Annotated in this window: 17 protein-coding genes and 1 tRNA gene; 7 read left to right on the forward strand and 11 right to left on the reverse strand. The window is 63.3% G+C overall.

Annotation, left to right across the window (positions count from 1 at the left end):
- Positions 1-30: 30 nt before the first annotated feature.
- Positions 31-870, forward strand: a complete 840-nt coding sequence (locus V1286_RS31370; protein WP_334486317.1) for a hypothetical protein — start codon at positions 31-33, stop codon at positions 868-870.
- On the opposite strand, the gene V1286_RS31375 is transcribed toward V1286_RS31370, so the two are convergent.
- Complete coding sequence (locus tag V1286_RS31375; protein ID WP_334486320.1) at positions 858-2,105, reverse strand: FAD-binding oxidoreductase; 1,248 nt, start codon at positions 2,103-2,105, stop codon at positions 858-860. The genes V1286_RS31370 and V1286_RS31375 overlap by 13 nt on opposite strands.
- Before the next feature lie 264 nt (positions 2,106-2,369).
- Between V1286_RS31375 and V1286_RS31380 the strand changes: the two genes are divergently transcribed.
- The 4 genes from V1286_RS31380 to V1286_RS31395 all read left to right on the forward strand — a co-directional run bounded on the left by V1286_RS31380 (position 2,370) and on the right by V1286_RS31395 (position 6,785).
- The gene (locus V1286_RS31380) at positions 2,370-2,660 is read left to right on the forward strand and encodes a hypothetical protein (RefSeq protein ID WP_334486323.1); all 291 of its coding nucleotides are present in this window, start codon (positions 2,370-2,372) and stop codon (positions 2,658-2,660) included.
- Positions 2,661-2,792: 132 nt separating this feature from the next.
- Positions 2,793-4,526, forward strand: a complete 1,734-nt coding sequence (locus V1286_RS31385; protein WP_334486325.1) for a type I secretion system permease/ATPase — start codon at positions 2,793-2,795, stop codon at positions 4,524-4,526.
- Positions 4,523-5,851 (forward strand): HlyD family type I secretion periplasmic adaptor subunit, encoded by a 1,329-nt coding sequence (locus V1286_RS31390; RefSeq protein WP_334486327.1) that lies wholly within the window; start codon positions 4,523-4,525, stop codon positions 5,849-5,851. Before V1286_RS31385 ends, V1286_RS31390 begins: the two co-directional genes overlap by 4 nt.
- 13 nt (positions 5,852-5,864) lie before the next feature.
- Positions 5,865-6,785 (forward strand): hypothetical protein, encoded by a 921-nt coding sequence (locus V1286_RS31395; protein WP_334486330.1) that lies wholly within the window; start codon positions 5,865-5,867, stop codon positions 6,783-6,785.
- A 29-nt stretch (positions 6,786-6,814) separates the two neighbouring features.
- On the opposite strand, the gene V1286_RS31400 is transcribed toward V1286_RS31395, so the two are convergent.
- Positions 6,815-7,414 carry a LysE family translocator gene (locus V1286_RS31400; RefSeq protein WP_334486333.1) on the reverse strand — a complete coding sequence of 200 codons (600 nt, stop codon included), beginning with the start codon at positions 7,412-7,414 and terminating at the stop codon, positions 6,815-6,817.
- Between the two features lie 171 nt (positions 7,415-7,585).
- Here V1286_RS31400 and V1286_RS31405 point away from each other — a divergent pair, with 171 nt between their 5' ends.
- Positions 7,586-7,942, forward strand: a complete 357-nt coding sequence (locus V1286_RS31405; protein ID WP_334486336.1) for a VOC family protein — start codon at positions 7,586-7,588, stop codon at positions 7,940-7,942.
- A 384-nt stretch (positions 7,943-8,326) separates the two neighbouring features.
- Here the strand turns inward: V1286_RS31405 and V1286_RS31410 are convergent, their stop codons facing one another.
- The 5 genes from V1286_RS31410 to V1286_RS31425 form a co-directional block, all read right to left on the reverse strand.
- Complete coding sequence (locus V1286_RS31410) at positions 8,327-8,848, reverse strand: SRPBCC family protein (RefSeq protein WP_334486339.1); 522 nt, start codon at positions 8,846-8,848, stop codon at positions 8,327-8,329.
- Positions 8,826-9,191, reverse strand: a complete 366-nt coding sequence (locus V1286_RS31415) for an ArsR/SmtB family transcription factor (protein ID WP_334490028.1) — start codon at positions 9,189-9,191, stop codon at positions 8,826-8,828. The genes V1286_RS31410 and V1286_RS31415 overlap by 23 nt, the downstream gene beginning before the upstream one ends.
- Before the next feature lie 375 nt (positions 9,192-9,566).
- A complete protein-coding gene (locus tag V1286_RS31420; RefSeq protein ID WP_334486342.1) occupies positions 9,567-10,532 on the reverse strand; it encodes an EamA family transporter in 966 nt (321 codons plus the stop codon).
- A 321-nt stretch (positions 10,533-10,853) separates the two neighbouring features.
- The gene (locus V1286_RS39070; RefSeq protein ID WP_417021201.1) at positions 10,854-10,976 is read right to left on the reverse strand and encodes a DUF3046 domain-containing protein; all 123 of its coding nucleotides are present in this window, start codon (positions 10,974-10,976) and stop codon (positions 10,854-10,856) included.
- Positions 10,973-11,599 carry a class I SAM-dependent methyltransferase gene (locus V1286_RS31425; RefSeq protein WP_334486345.1) on the reverse strand — a complete coding sequence of 209 codons (627 nt, stop codon included), beginning with the start codon at positions 11,597-11,599 and terminating at the stop codon, positions 10,973-10,975. Before V1286_RS31425 ends, V1286_RS39070 begins: the two co-directional genes overlap by 4 nt.
- Before the next feature lie 709 nt (positions 11,600-12,308).
- On the opposite strand from V1286_RS31425, the gene V1286_RS31430 reads away from it, so the two are divergent.
- Positions 12,309-13,040, forward strand: coding sequence for an outer membrane protein (locus V1286_RS31430; protein WP_334486348.1), 732 nt, complete (start codon positions 12,309-12,311; stop codon positions 13,038-13,040).
- Between the two features lie 530 nt (positions 13,041-13,570).
- On the opposite strand, the gene V1286_RS31435 is transcribed toward V1286_RS31430, so the two are convergent.
- The 4 genes from V1286_RS31435 to V1286_RS31450 form a co-directional block, all read right to left on the reverse strand.
- A complete protein-coding gene (locus V1286_RS31435; protein WP_334486351.1) occupies positions 13,571-14,074 on the reverse strand; it encodes a methyltransferase family protein in 504 nt (167 codons plus the stop codon).
- A gap of 350 nt (positions 14,075-14,424) precedes the next feature.
- Positions 14,425-14,970, reverse strand: coding sequence for an RNA polymerase sigma factor (locus V1286_RS31440; RefSeq protein WP_334486355.1), 546 nt, complete (start codon positions 14,968-14,970; stop codon positions 14,425-14,427).
- Positions 14,971-14,975: 5 nt separating this feature from the next.
- The gene (locus tag V1286_RS31445; protein ID WP_092512150.1) at positions 14,976-15,182 is read right to left on the reverse strand and encodes a YgaP family membrane protein; all 207 of its coding nucleotides are present in this window, start codon (positions 15,180-15,182) and stop codon (positions 14,976-14,978) included.
- Between the two features lie 617 nt (positions 15,183-15,799).
- Positions 15,800-15,876, reverse strand: a tRNA-Arg gene (locus V1286_RS31450).
- Positions 15,877-16,202: the final 326 nt, after the last annotated feature.

The following is a 16,202-nucleotide window of genomic DNA, read 5'->3' on the forward strand; positions in this document are numbered from 1 at the left end:
TTGCAGCCGACGCGCCTTTGAGGGGGAATGATGAAGTCCGTTCTTAAGTGGGTCATTTGGCTCTACATCGCGGCGGCCTGCGCTTATATTTTCTACGAGTGGTACGCTTACGCAGGGCTCTACCGGCTGGCCGCCGAGTGGCAATTGGAGCAGTTCGGCTCCTACGGGCTGAAGCGCACCCTGATCTTTCCGCTCATGGTGCTGCTTACTCCAGCCGCCCTGCTCGTCACGCTTACCGGCATGCAGGATCAACTGCGCGGTGCCACTGCGGGCGCCGGATCGCCCGTGACTTTCGTTTTGCTGGGTGTCCTGGCCCTGGCGATCGCGGCCGGCGCCGGCTGGTACGGCTACGTGAAGTCGACGGAAACGGTCGACGTCGAGAGCCTCGACCTGTCGAAGGGCGACACGCCACGATCAACACATGTGACGATCACCGGCATCGCGCGGACCGAATACATCATCGAGTTCGGGACCAAAAGCTCCGGCACGACGATACTCGACCGCTACATTCCATTGACTCCGGCGAATTGGCGCCCGGGCCAGCCTCTCGTCTATTTCATGAAAACCAACACGACGGCCTATGTGCCGCCCGGTGGCGGCAGCATGTTGATGCTTTCGCCGAGAACGCCGGCCTTCCAGATCACGACGCAACCGGGCGTTCTGGTGCGTGATGGTCTTCCCGGGGCCGTCGGCGAGGGCTATCGCAAGAACAACATCGCGGTCGCATCGCCGCCGATCGTGCTCGACGTCAGCCCCGGCGCGGACCTGAAGCCGTTCTTCGTCACCGCCGGGGTGAGCGGCGTGCTCAGCTTCTTCATGCTGGTCGCTGCCGGGGCAGCGGCGGTGCGCCAGCGGCGTCAAGAAATATAGCGATCCGGCGCGAACGGCGCGACGTCGAAAGGCGGCGGCGCGCCGCCGATCATGGCCGCGGTGGCGGCGCCGGTCGCGGGACCGGTCGTGAAGCCGATATGCTGGTTGCCGAAAGCAAGCCACAGGCCGGCATGCCGGGGCGCCGGACCGATAATCGGCAGGCTGTCCGGCAGCGTCGGCCGCGAGCCTCGCCATGCATCGCCGACCGCATCGCCGAATTCGGCCACGCCGCGCGCCAGCGGAACCACCTGATCGAGCTGGGCGAATGAGGAAGGCGCGTCGCGGCCGGTCAGCTCGACGCCTGAGGTGACACGGATGCCCTGCTCCATCGGGGTCATGATGAAACCGCCGTCGATGTCATAGATTGGACGCCGCAACGGACGTGCCGGGTTCGGCTTGAATTCGCGATGATAGCCACGCTCGAACGCAAGCGGAACGCGGTAGCCGAGCGGCCGCAGGATTTCTGCCGACCAGGGTCCCAGCGCGACCACGACATGGCGCGCCGAAATCTCACCATCGGCCAGCACAACGCGCCAACGATCGCCGTCAGGCGCGATCGCCTTGATATCCGACTGCCTGATATCGCCGCCGGCGCTGGCGAACATCCGCGCATAGGCCTTGACCACCTCGCCCGGCGAGTCGACCGAAGCGGTCTCCGTGTGCAGCATGCCCACTTTATAGACGGGCACGATGCCGGGCTCGAGCGCGGAGATGGCCTGGCGGTCAAGCAGTTCGCTGGCGATGCCGTATTCGGCCAGCAGCGCCTGTTCCTGCTTTGCCGCCGCGATCGCATCGCCGCGCCACGCCCTCAGCCAGCCGGTCTCGCGAATGCGATGCCCCGCTTCCGCTTTCACGATCCATTCCCGGTGCAGTTTTGCCGATGCGGCGATCAAACCATGCAGGGCGGTCGCCCGCGGCCTGAAACGCGACGCTGCCGAATCGGCCAGAAAACGCACGACCCATCCCGCGTTTTGAACCGCCCAGACCGGATTCCAGCGCAACGCGGCGTGGCGGTTGGTCAGGTATTTCGGCAGCGCCTTCCACAGCGCGGGATTGTTGAGCGGCGATATCGAGCCGCCGCTGATGATGCCGGCATTGCCGTAGGAGGTCTCGCTGCCCGGCTCGCGCCGGTCGACGAGAATGACCGACATCCCGCGCTGCCGCGCGGCATAGGCTGTTGACACACCGACGATGCCCGCGCCGAGCACCACGACTTCAGTTTTTTCTTCCGACATCGACTTTCCAAATATAATCACGGGAACATTTCACATCGTGGCCCGCCCGCCAATGTCCGGCTTCGATAGGAATGGCCACGCCGGAATGGCCACGCCGGAATGACGATGCCAAAGCGTACACCGCTACGCAGGGAACAGCCGGTTCCGCTCCCAACAAATCATCACCAAAACGCCGCATGTGAGTCCGCAACCTTTCCGCCTGCCATGGCTTTGTGCAGCGCGACGTTCGTCGCATTTCAGCCAACTATCAAAGGAGTTGACTACATGGCTGCTCTACTCGGAAACCTGCTTGGTACCGTCGATGGCCTGCTCGGAACCGCCACCGGCGTTCTTGGCGGCGCAGGCGCTAGCGGCAGCGCCTCTGCAAGCGCCGGCACCACGGCGGACCTGTCGCACACGCTCGATCTCGGCGCAGTGATCGAGACGAGCCCGAGCATCGACCTCTCCGCCGGACTCGACGGTGTCGACGCCTCGGTTTCCGCACCGACCCTGATCGGTGCCAGCGCCGATGTCGGTCACCTCGATGTTGGCGGCCTGCTCCACGGCCTCGCCTAACACCAGTTGAGCCTCAGACATTCAAAAATGCGTGGCGTGGGGAACGCATCCCCACGCCACGTCTCGACCACCTGCGCTGCACGAGTTGATTGCGCAGCGTCCTGTCGACCTGCGCCTTGAGGTGATCGCCAAATGCCTACGGGCACGCTGACTGCGCTTGATGAATCCGTCGCCCCGCAGCGCCGGACCGACGACGTTCGCCAGGCGCTGATTGCGCTGTGGCCGCACTTCCTCTGGGCCGGGCTGTTCTCTAGCGCCATCAACCTGCTCTATCTGAGTTCGCCGCTCTATCTGATGCAGGTCTATAACCGCGTCCTGCTCAACGAAAACGTTTCCACGCTCGTCCTGCTCACGCTGATACTTGCGATCGCGCTGCTCACCATGGCGGCGCTGGACGCGGTGCGCTCCTGCATCCTGATCCGCTGCGGCATCCGCCTTGACATGGAATTGTCGGCGCGCGTGTTCGAGGCGCTGGTGGTGCGCTCGGCGCAGCGCGGCGCCTCGCGTGGCGCGCAGCAATTGCGCAATCTCGATCAGTTCCGCACCTTCGTGACCGGTCCAGGCATCTATTTCGCGTTCGACCTGCCGTGGATACCGATCTATCTCATGCTGCTATTCTTCATCCATCCGCTGCTCGGCATCGTCGCGACGATCGGCGCCATCCTGCTGCTCGGGCTTGCCGGCCTCAACGAGGTGATGACCCGCGAGCCGATGAAGGAAGCGGAGGCCGCCGGCAACCAGTCCTACGTGTTCACCGAGAACATCCTGCGCCACGCCGACGTCATCCGCGCGATGGGCATGCAGCCGGCGGTCGAGCGCAACTGGCAGAGCCAGCGCTCGTCGATGCTGGTGCAGCAGGCGCAGGCCAGCGACAAGAACGCGGTGATGACGTCCTCTATCCGCTTCTTCCGCCTGCTGCTGCAGTCGCTGATGCTCGGCACCGGCGCATGGCTCGCCATCGACCATGCCATCACGCCGGCCACCATCTTCGCCGCCAGCATTGTGATGGGCCGGGCGCTGGTCCCGGTGGAACAGGCCGTCGGCACCTGGAAGCAGTTCATCGGCGCGCGCGAGGCCTATGCGGAAGTGCGCGAGTTGCTCAGCGAGATCGACCTGACGCCGCCGCACACCATCGTGCCGCGGGCACGCAACACCATCGAGGTGCGCGAGCTGCGCTGCCTGCTGCCGGCGCGCAAGGAGCCCGTCATCAAGGACCTGACGTTCGAGCTTGGCGGCGGCCAGGCGCTCGGCATCGTCGGCCCGAGCGGCTCCGGCAAAAGCACGCTGGCCCGCCTTCTCGTTGGCGCCATCGCACCGGCCGACGGGCGGTTGCGTTTCGGCGGGCTCGACTACAGCCATTGGGATCCGCTCGAGTTCGGCCGCCATGTCGGCTATTTGCCGCAGGACGTCGGCCTGTTCGCCGGCACCGTGCGGGAAAACATCGCGCGTTTCGGCGACGCCTCGACGGAAGAGATCATCGACGCCGCCAAGCGCGCCGGCATTCACGAGATGGTGCTCGACCTGCCGAAGCAGTACGATACGCGATTGGGTCCCGGCGGCGTCGGCCTGTCCGGCGGGCAGCGCCAGCGTCTGGCGCTGGCTCGCGCGCTGCTCGGCCGGCCGCCGCTGCTAGTGCTCGACGAGCCCAACGCCAATCTCGATGCCCCCGGCGAAGAGGCGCTCAAGATCGCGCTGCTGCAGGCCAAGCACGAGGGCGCCACCGTCATCGTGATCACCCACCGGACCACCATTCTCGACATCGTCGACGTCATGATGGTGCTGCGGGGCGGCATGCTCGACATGCTCGGACCGCCGGGCGAGGTCTATCACGCCTTGCAGCAGGCCGCCGCGGGGCGCGCATCATGACGACGATCGACGACGGCTTCACCCCGATGCGTGACCGCGCGCGCTACGCGCGGCCCGCCCGGCCGGCGCTGATCGGCGGCAGCGTGGTCGCGGCGTTCGCGGCCGCGATGACGATGTGGGGAACGCTCGCGCCAATTTCGGGCGCAGCCATCGCCAACGGCAATCTCCAGGTCGAAGGCCGGCGGCAGAGCGTGCAGCATCCTTATGGCGGCGTCGTCCGCCAGCTCACCGTGCGTGACGGCGCGCGCGTCGAAAAAGGCCAGCTCCTGATCCGGCTCGACGACAGCGACCCGCGCGCCAAGCTCGACGTTCTCACCGCCGACCGCGACGCCGCGCTGGCGGCGCGCGCGCGGCTGATGGCCGAACGCGACAAAAGCGATGCGCCGGATTTCGACGAAGGTCTCCGCGCGCGCAGCGAACTGTCCGCCGTGCGGCAAGCCATGGCCAACGAGACGGCGATGATGGCGGCGCGCAAACACCAGTTCGCCGCCGAGACGGCGGTGCTGCGCGGCAAGATCAAGGAGCTGGAGTCGCAGATCACGGGGACGCAGGCGCAGCTTGCCGGCACCGAGAAGCAGCGGGAACTGCTGACGGACGAGATGAACGGCGCGCAGCATCTATTCGCGCAAGGCTATACGCCGAAGACCCGCATCCTCGCTTTGCAGCGCGAAGACGCAAAACTGCAGGCGGATATCGGCGCGCAGCAGGCCGGCATCGCCGGCATGCAGCAGCAGATCGCGCAGAACGATCTCGAGATCGCCAGGGTGGAACGGGCGCGAATGAGCGAGATCACCGACCAGTTACGCGCGACCGAAAACAAGCTCGCCGAACTGACGCCCAAGATCGACGCCGCCACTGATGTGATGACCCGCACGCGGATTACGGCGCCTGCGACCGGCTCCGTGGTCGGCCTCGACGTCTTCACCGAGGGCGGCGTGATCCAGCCCGGTGCGCGGCTGATGGACATCGTGCCGACCGACAATCCGCTGATCGCGGCCGCGAAGCTGAAACTGTCCGACATCAACGACGTCGCCGTCGGCCACCGCGCCGAAGTGCAGCTCACCGGCGTCAACTATATCGAGCGCCCCCGGCTCTACGGCACCGTGCACACGGTGTCCGCCGACCGCCTGACCGATGACAAATCCGGACAGGGCTATTACGCCGTCGAGGTCGCGCTCGATCCGAACGACGTCAAGAAATCGCGCATCGATCTGCAGGCCGGCATGCCGGCCGAGGTGATCGTGCCGACGCGTCCGCGCACGTTGTTCGAGTATCTGCTCGGACCGCTGCGCGACGAAATCACCCGCGCGTTCCGCGAACGCTGACGAGGAGGTGGCCATGGCCGAATCCGAAAAGAACGCCCGCCGCTCCGACGAAGCCGAGCGCAGCCGTCATATCTCGGCAACCGAGTCGGTTGCTTTCGCCACCATGCTGCTCGGCCTGCTCAACGACGCCGACACGGCGCTGCATCGCCTGGAGCACGAGGGGGAGGCACGCGCGGCGGAATCGGCTGCCGTGCATCCGCTTCCGGCAGAAATCATTCCAGCGACGCTGGCGCCGGCCGATCCGGGGCCGGGCCACGGGGAGCAGCATGCCGGCACGATCGACTCTCCGGCCGCGGATCTTTCACCGGCGGTCCACGCCGACGCAACGGCAGCGGTCCCGCCGCAGGATGCGGGCGCGACCCTCGACCACACGCCGGCAGGCGAAGTGCTGGCCACGAACGCTCTTGCATCGTCGCCTGCGCTGTCGAGCTTCAGCGCCTTCGATCACGCGCCATCAGCGGGCGCGAGCAGCGGGACCGGCGGCAGCATCGCATCACCCACGCTCGATCTCGGCGCATCTGTTCACACGCTTGCCGACACCGTCACCGGCATCGTCGACACCGCACTCACAGCGGTGTCGAGCACGATATCGAGCCTGAACACCACGGTCGGGCAACTGACGTCGACGGTAACAGACACCGTCGGTCACTTGGTCGATGGTCTTACCGGCGCGGTGAGCGGCTTGCTCCATGACACACCCGCCACGGGCCTGCTTGCGCCGCTGGCGACGGACCTTTCCGGACTGACATCCAGCACGACGGATCTTTCCGGCGCCGCGCAGCACGACATACCGCTGCTCGACACCGCAGGCGCGATACCGACGTCGCTGCTGCATCCGATGCCGCTGCAACTCGGCTTTCTCGGCCAGCCGACCATGGACGGCCACGAGCCGCATGACGGCGCATTCTCGGCGCTGGGCGTGCATCATTTCTGACGAAACCATCTCGGACAGTTTCCGGATGGCTAAACGAATGCCAATCCGGCAGCGATCAGCACCGTCAATCCGAGCGTGACATTGAGCACACGTTCGCTGTTTGGCGACATCATCAATCCTCGCAGGAAGGCCCCGACGTAGAGCCAGACGATGTCCACCACGATCATCACCACTACCAGCAAAAACCATTTGGTGAGGGTATCCTGCTGCGCGCTGCCTTTGATCACGGTATAGGACGCAAGCAGAGATGCGAATGCCAGATAGGCTTTCGGATTTGTCACACCCAGGAGAAATCCGGCCGCAGGCGACGCGTGCGCGCCGTTGCTTGCCTGGGCGGTTTCTCCGACCGGGGACGACGCAATCTTGTAGGCGAGATAGATCAGATAAACCGTGGCGGCTATCGTCATCACGCGCAGCGCGGACGGGAATGCTGCCAGCAACGAAAACAGTCCTGCGGCCGTAATGCCGGCAGCCGTTGCCAAACCCAACTGAAGCCCCAGGAAATACGGCAACCCTCCAACAAGGCCTCGGGCGCGACCGACCGCGATAAGGGCCGCGATCGCAGGACCTGGCGATCCAAGCAATCCGACCGCCGCAGTCAAAAATATGCCTAGTGCAACCGTGTCCATTGCGGAGCGCCTCCCTCCAAGAGGACTAACCGGTTTGTCTCCAATGCAAAAACCAATTATTCCGATGAGCGGTATTGATTTTTGTTAATTGCAGAATGACGCACCAACGTAGAGCAAGGCAAAAGGCGGCACATGCACGCCGGCCGTGCGAAGTATCTCTGAGGGACTGGCATGATGAGGCTGCGTGGCGTTTTCCTGACCTCCGAAAATCCTGAGGTAGCGGCCCGCTTCTACGCACAGATCGCCCAGCTACCGATGGAAAAGGTCGGGGTAGAAGGCGGATACATCTACTGGCGGATGGATCGGGATGGCATGCAATTGGCGATTCACGACGCCAAGGCGTTTGCCGATTACACTCATCCCGCGCTGCCCGAATCGAATCTAACCCATCTCTACTTCAGCATCGAGGATCAGAGCCGCTTTCTTGCGCATCTGAAGAACTGCGGGCTCATGCCATACGCCACAGACGACGTTGTCATAACCGTAGTCGATCCCGATGGTCGAAAGGTGATGTTTGGAATCGCCTGATCGTCGACTTCGCAGATCCGGCGTAAAAATGGCGCCCCAGCGTGGATGAAACTGATAACTACATTTCCGCTGGGGCGCTATGATATCCTACCCTCCAGCCTGCGAATACCGCCGTGCGTAGCCGAGAACCGCCAAGGCTGTTACGACTCACTGCTCCGTAGAGCACATTTTTTCGATTGTGCGGAGACGACGAAGGTCGGTCGGACGTCTCTCATAAAGTCAACGCGTGCAATGATCACCGGAATTGTTGATCCGTGTTGCGGCAACATCGGCGCGGTCTGCTACTTGCTCAGCGCTTCGCTCCGCTGAGGGCGAACATAACGCCCTAAGGATCGGAGAATTTTAGGGTGAGGAGCCAAGCGGCCGACCGCGAGATCGACGACTTCATGACTGTCCCGCGCTCGCGCCCAGGGCGACGAGAAGCTCGTCCAGCTGCTCGAACTGCTCGGGCATCGCGTCCGCCGCCCCGGTGCCGGCAGCGTCGAGAGCTTCCTTCGAGGGATAGAGCTCGTGCATGACCAGCAGCGTCTTGCCACCTTTTTCCTCGAAGGTCACCGTGGTGACCGGTCCACCGTCACCACCTTCGTCATTGGTCCAGACGAGGCGCGAGTGCGGTGTCACTTCGATATACCTGCCGAAGAATGCCGAGGAGTTTGAGGCATCATGTCCGAACTCGAGGCGGTATTTGCCTCCGGCACGAACATCCATCTCGCAGGAAAGCAGGGGCACGCCCATCGACTTCGGTGCCCACCACCGCATGAACAGCTCGGGCTTGGTCCAGGCCTCGAACACGGTGCGCGCCGGCGCGTCAAAGGTTCGCGTAACGACCAGCTCCCGGTCGGACTTCCGTTCCACCGTCGTGTGGTTCTTTATGGGGGTGGACTCACCCTCTCTTCTTTTGTCCATCGACCTTCTCCTTCCGTTTCAATTCCTCGACAACCTTGTCCAACTCGTCGAAGCGTGCGTCCCAGAGATGGCGGTGCCTTTCGATCCATGCCGCCTCTTCCTCCAGTCGGCGTAGGCCGAGCTTGCAGGTCCGCACTCGGCCGACTTTCTCCGTGGTGACGAGTCCCGCCTGCTCCAAGACGCCGACGTGCTTCTTCATGCCCGTGAGGGTCATTTGGAACGCCTCGGCAAGGTCCGTGATCGAAGCGTCTGCACGTCCGAGCCGCTCCAGAACGCCGCGTCGGGTGGCGTCCGAGAGCGCGGCGAACGAGGCATCTAAGCGGGTCCGGGAATACTGAACCATTCGGTTCAGTATGTAGCGCACGGATTGGCGGCATGCAAGGGGGACCGAGCGCGCTGCGTTGCCGGCCGCCCCCCAGATCGAATCCATCTCGACGAGATTCGATCGACTCGGCGATCCCCAGGCCCTGTAGCCATTCCGCCAGAAGCGATTCGAACTTTTCTGCCGTCCGGGATCGCCGAACTAACGATATCTAAGAGTGTTCCGATTTCCGCCGTCGTAGCCAGTGCGGCTTTGTCGTAGTTTCAGCGACTTGCGGCGGGATTTGGCGCGCCACGGCCGATGAAGATGGGCACTATTGCTTCGCCGTGACGCTATGAGGTCTAACCGGACTGAGCAGCCCCAATCAGCTAATCTGCGATGGCCTGCGATCTTGCACTACACCTCATCGGCGTTTCTCAGGGCGGTTTGGCCTACATCGCGGCCCGCAGGCGATTTTTCTGTCGGCTGATTAACATTGGCAATGCACAGCAGCACCACCACGGAGCTGATTACCAGCGCCGCACCAACCAAGCTGCGGAGGGCAATGTGTTCACCCAGAATCACCACACCAAGGATGACCGCGACCACTGGATTTACGAAAGTGTAGGTTGCAACGATGGGCGCTGGCATGCGGTCCAGGAGCCACAGATAGGCGGTGTTGCCGATGACGCTGCCGAGGAGAGCGAGATAGATCAGGCTGGCGAGCGAAACGACTGTGACTTGTTGCGGCGCGAAGTTCGCCCATTCGCCGCTTAGCCCACTGAGCATCAGCAACACTGCGCCACCGCAGATCAACTGCATCCCGGCAAGATCGCGGGGCGGAATACAGGCTGCACGTCTTTGCGCGTATACAGTGCCGAGCGCCCAGGCGAGGGCCGAAGCCAGGAGGAGAACAATCATCGAGATTGGCAGAGAATTCTCACCATTCGACGTCTCATTCCATGCGATAAGCGCAACGCCAAAGAAGCCGGGCAGAAGTCCGATGAGCCGTTTCAGCTGTTGCCTGTCGCCAATGGCGAGGTCGACGAATACAATCCAGAATGGAATGGTCGCTAGAATGATCGCGGATAGTCCGGAGGGGACGAAACGCTGGGCGTAGGCTAGCGCCCCGTGACAACCCACAAACAGGAGTAGACCGCTGACCGCGGCGTGGCGCCAGTCCTGCCACGATCGCACGGTCAACCGGTCCAGCTGCGACAGCGCAAACAGCACTAAACCGCCGAGAACCGATCGTGATCCGACCAAGAGAAAAGGCGGAATCGATTGCAGGCCCAGTGCGATCGCCAGGTATGTTCCTCCCCACAAAAAGTAAATTGCGGCGAAAGCCGCAACCAACCGCTCGCGACCGATCTTTCCGGACATCAGTTACCTGCCGTACTGCAGGTACAATAGGACCTCAACGCGTCGATGGTCCGTCAAGTTTCGTCATCGCGGAACCTTGATCGAGGTTTGGCCCGGAGCGCATCACGCGAGAGCACGGAGCCGAGATCATGCGGCGCGTCCGTCCGGCAGGCGCAGCCTAAAAGATAGAGGCGAAGGAACCGCAACGACTGGCGGCGATAGCGTATTCGAAGTGGCGCGCCACGGTCGACGGAGATGGGCACTATTCGTTCGCTGTGCCCCTATGATGCAGCAGCCTGCCGCGCGCTCCAATCGGCAAGCCTACGACGTCCCGCGATCTTGCTACCCGGGTCGTGGGCCTCCCGATATCGCAGGATCTGCCGAGACATGCTGACCGGCCCAGAAATGGGCAAAGGACTCCCCCAGCGCCGCCTCCATCCGGGCCCAGAACTCTGTGTGCCTCATGCCCGACTCGCCCGAACGCTCAGCCACCGATCATCCGGCCTTCCGATGCACCGACGTACGTCGCTGACGATCCAGCCGGAGTCTGTGAGTGCGGACCGCAGGGCGGGCTCGCGCCAGTACGTCTCGACGTACCGCCGAGGCGCCGACGCGCTGCCGTGTGTGGACACATCCTCGCCATCGCCCTCTCTAACCGAGGCGTGCAGTCGGCCACCGGTCCGGGTCGCCTCGGCAAGCCGTCCAAGCACCGTGCCGAAATCCTCGCGCGCGACGTGAATTAGGCAGGCACAGGCCCAGATCCCGTCGTACGGCGTGCCGGGACGCTGCGGGTCGGTCAGGTCTTCGGTCAGCGGGTCCAGCAGGTCGGCCTCGAAGCCACTCTCGCGAAGCAGTTCGGTGAAACCCTTCGAGATGTCGGTGCGCCGGACGCTCATCCCCCGCTTCTCGAGCTCTAGTGCATCTCGCCCGCCACCGCTTCCGATCTCCAGCACCCTGCCCGAGCCACCCAGCTCGGTCACGAACGCATCGATCTCTGTCGCGACCCATTCGGGCATCGCCGCGGCCTCCGCGGCGTACTCCGCCGCGACCGCGTCATAGGACCGCACGGTGTCCCGGTCGGTGCTCATGCCTGCGCTCCTCTCGATCTCGAACCTACGGCGGCCGCCAACGTGCCAACCGCGAACATGCCCGCGAATACGTTCAGCCGATGCGTGCGGCTCCCTGCGGGGAGCGATCAGCAATGTAGTCCAGAATCGATGCAAGGTCGGCCAGGGCGGGCAGCGTATAGCAGACAACCGCGAGCAAGTTTCCCGTGCGCCGTCGGCGGCCCGATGTTGCGTCTGCGCGCCGATTGGTAACGATGTCGTGCGAAATCGTAGACTGGCGCGCCACGGCCGATGAAGATGGGCACCATTGCTTCGCCGTGACGCTATGATGCAGTTCGCCGAGCCACGCCACTGCTTGCGCGCATCGCCGAAAGCACTCTCCCGTTCTGCGATGGCAGCGGTCGCTCTGGAGGCAGTCGGGCACGACGTCGTTTGGATGAGGACAGCGGCCCCAGGCGCGACCGATCCGGGATTAGGGAGACACCATTACGTATTTCTGCAACTCCCAACTCCAACTGCTCGACGTGCTCGGTCGGCTTGCCGCACGGTCTGCCCTTATCCGCTGATGGGCCAACTCTAGACACAAACATAAAGCAGACTCGCTCTCGGCCACCTTATCGCTCCTGATTGCGGCAGTCCGGCTATCGCCAATCGGGAATGTTACATTGTTGCTACGTCACTGCGGCGACTCGGGTCGCTGAGCCACGGCTTGGTAGGGACGGAGTTGCACATGACGAAGGAACTGGGTTTCGTTGCGGCCACGTTAATTCTTGCCGGCCCGGCCTTCGCGGCCGACTTGGCCGTCAAGGCGCCCGCTCTTGCGGGACCGTTGCCGGCGCAATGGAGTGGCTTTTATCTCGGCATCCATGGCGGTTACGGCTGGGGCCATGACAACGTAGCCGGCGACATCTCCCCGTTCTCGAACCCATCGCCCAGGGGCGGCGTGTTCGGCGGCCAAGCCGGCTACAACTGGCAATACGGCAGCATCGTCGGAGGCCTCGAAGTTGACTTCTCTGGCGCCGACTTAAGGCATTCGCAAAGCATCACAGGCACCGCTGTGATTGGCGGGGCTTTCGTCAGCGAGACAGTTACAGTCTCATCAAAAGTCGATTATTTCGGCTCGGCACGGGCACGCGCCGGCTTTCTTCTGACGCCGGATTGGCTGTTCTACGGGACTGCCGGCTTTGGGTGGGCGCACGATTCGGCAACCGGCTCGGCAACCCTCAGCATCAACGGCACGGTGGTGGACAGTTTCTCAAACACCTTTTTCAATGACCATTTCGGATGGACGGCCGGTGGCGGCGTGGAATACAGACTTTGGCAAAATCTCCTGCTGCGCGCCGAATATCTACATTATGGATTCGGCTCGGCAACTTACCCTAACCTAATTCGCGGTGCGGTGCCGGTTAATTACGAGCTCAGCATCGATGTCGTTCGCGGAGGGTTGAGCTACAAGTTCTGACGCCATTGGAAAAGCTTGGTGCTTTAAGCTTCGGGCTTCCTTGGTAGGCAGGCGTATTACGGTGACAGCGCACTCAATTCGTGACGGGTTCAATCAAAGAAGCGGCCGATTTTGGCTGCGATAGCGTATTCCGAAGTGGCGCGCCACGGTCGATGAAGATGGGCACTACTCCTTCGCGATCGCGCTATGATGTGGGAGCCTACGACACGCCGCCCTAGCTGAAAAAGCGAAGGCCTACGATTAAGCGCTACGCTTCATCACCGCGATTGCGGGCTCCACACGCAGTCACGGTGTGCCCCATCTGCGATCACGGGCCCGCGCCCACGCCGATGGCGGAAGTACCCCAATAAGCAAGCCCTATTTGGCGCGGAAAGACACGGCGCGCGGAGCAGTTGCCCGGCCCATGCGTTATTTCGACCTGGCGGCTAAGGTAGTGGGCCCTCCGGGGCGAGGCCGCTAGGCGCGCTTGCTACGCTTCGCCGTCTCGCACTGTTTGTTGCAGCCGGCATCGAGCCGCTTGCAGCGATCCTTTATGCGGCTCGCCATGGCGTCAACCGCGGAATCCAGCGCGGCACATTAGTCCGAAAGCTCTCGTACTCCGTGCCGAATGTTTGCTTGAGCGTCGGTTCTTCGTACATCACCACAAAGACATGAAAAAAAAGCCAGAGTAGCGCGCCGTACCAGAGGAGACGCCAGTCACCAAACAAAAGGGCCTGACCAAAAATGACTGCGACGACGGCGATGTAGATCGGATTTCGCACGTAGCGATAAAGGCCAGTCACTACGAGCTTTTGTGTCGGCGCGATCGGGGCGGGCGTCCCCAGCCCCTCCAGCGCAAAACGGGCAAATGAATCCACAAGTCCGGGCACTCCGACGATGATCAATATACCGCCGAGGATGCGGGTTAGATCGACGCCGAAAAAAGCTGGCCGAAATTCCCACTGCGTGACCCACCAGGGGACGAAGCCTGCCAGCGCCAACGGCGCAATGACGAAGAACAGAGCGGAGCCCAAGACGGCAATTGCTTTCGACATTGCGTGCTCCCACGCCCCTCCCACATCATAGCGCGATCGCGAAGGAAGTGCCCATCTTCATCGACCGTGGCGCGCCAGCCCCCCATCGAGGCGCCGGCTCACGCACGCCAACAACTATCTGATCGTTGAATCACGACGGCCTTGCGAAAGCGTCTCGACCAGGCCCACTGTCCAGCACATCGGGCATCCGCGTAGCGCGACGAGGGCGGCAACGCCCGCGCCCAAGGATAGCCAAGGGTGCGCGGTCTGGTAGACGATAGCCCAAGCGAGTAGCGCCGCCGCAGCTGCGCCGCGCATCAGGTGTGCGCCCAGGAAGGCGCTCCCGAACATGCCGACTCCACGAAAGTAATTCATGTGCTCTCTCGTCCGCTGTCCTTTGTGCCGAGCAGGTATTCGCGCACCAGTGTGCGGGCGCGGCGCAGGCGGCTTTTGGCCGCTTCGCGCGTCACGCCGAGCCGCCCGGCGATTTCCCAAATCGTCAGATCTTCGAGATCTCGCAGCAGCAGCACTTCGCGATGGGACGGCGAAAGCGACTCGATCGCATTGACCAAGTCTATGCGCAACTCGTCCGGCGGGACCTTTGCGAGCTCGCGTGACTCTTCCAGGCTGGCGAGCTCCTCGACTCCGCGCATCAGCATCAGCGCCGGCAGCATGCAAAGGCGCGCGATGATGGTCAGCAGCCAGCCGGCGAGTGCGGCTGGACTGCGGATCGTGCCCACGCGCCGGTACACGACGATGAGTGCTTCTTGCACCACATCTTCGATAACCGAGGTGCGGTAGCAAAGGCGCCGGGCGTAGCGTCGAATGTCCGGCTGCAGCGCCACCAATAGCTGTGTCAGCGCGTGCCGGTCACCCGACCGTGCCGCGAGCAAGAGATCGTCTGATACGCGCGCCAAGGCAGTCACCCCTTCAGTGGCTCGCGCCCGGCGATGGCGCAGGCTGGGCAATAGCCGAACACGCCGGTGACCAGCGTCACGACACCCGCGCCGCTGAGCAGTAGCCCGAGCGGCGAAGCGTGCAGCGCAACCACGCCGCAGATGAGCATCAAGCCCCCGCCGATCAGCCTGGCCGCGCGCTCCCACCCGCCAACGTTCTTCCTATACCACATGGTTCTGTGCTCCGGTTCGTGACGCGCCGCTATGGCGCATTCACCCAGACAAGAGGGCGCAAACCCGGCGCCGGGGTCGCGGCACAAAAAATAATTTGAGGGGGTGGCAGCTTCAGCAGGCTGGCGTGGGCGTCGGGACGCGAAGCCGTGAGCGCTTGGCAGCCAACAGCCGGACCGGCGCTGGCCAGTCAAGGCCGCAAGCCGGCGGAGCCGGGCGCGCGCAGTGCGAGCCTTGACGGGCCTGCGACGTGTCCGGCATCGGTTCGGCGAGGCGGTCGAGCTTGATGGCAAGATAAAAGCGACGAGTCGCTGCGGTCGATTTGGGCCGGGCGCTGTTCGACGAATACCAATCCAAGGAGAACGCCAAGCACACGCTGCGGGCGATGAAGGAGAATGCGCGCCGCGCTCAAAACCTTCGCCAGCCATGCCCGCAGGCGCATGCGCACCGAGTCAGGTGGCTACCGCCGCGACCACCTGCGCGCGCTGGCCCAGCGCATCGACGTGGACGCGAAAGAGGTTCGCATCATGGGGTCAAAAAGCGTGCTGTTGCGCACCCTTGTCGCGGCGTCCAGCGCAAAATCGGCAGGGTTTTGGAGTGCCCAGTTTTGTACCCGAAGTGGCGCGCCCGAAGAGATTCGAACTCCTGACCCCCAGATTCGTAGTCTGGTGCTCTATCCAGCTGAGCTACGGGCGCGTTTCGCTTGGCATTTGGGCTTAAGGGGCCCGGATGCGTCCGAATAAGGTCCGGACGGTCGCGAAAGAGCGCTTTAGCTACCTGCTCCGGCCCCGCTTTGCAAGGTCCGCTTCGTGCGATTTGCCGGCCGAAACGGAGGCCGACAATTTGACGTCATTTCCGGGTGCCCAGCGGAGCGCATCCGAAATTTACTTGTAATTATAAATAATTACCGGTCCGTCGCACCGCGATGCCCCAGCCGGGACATGCCGCCGGCCACGCGTGATTTGCAGCCGTCGCAAGCAAGAATTTGGCGGTGGCGGGGCCCCGCCCGGATAGCCGTCCGA

The sequence above is a fragment of the Bradyrhizobium algeriense genome (assembly GCF_036924595.1).
Taxonomy (GTDB): Bacteria; Pseudomonadota; Alphaproteobacteria; order Rhizobiales; family Xanthobacteraceae; genus Bradyrhizobium; species Bradyrhizobium algeriense.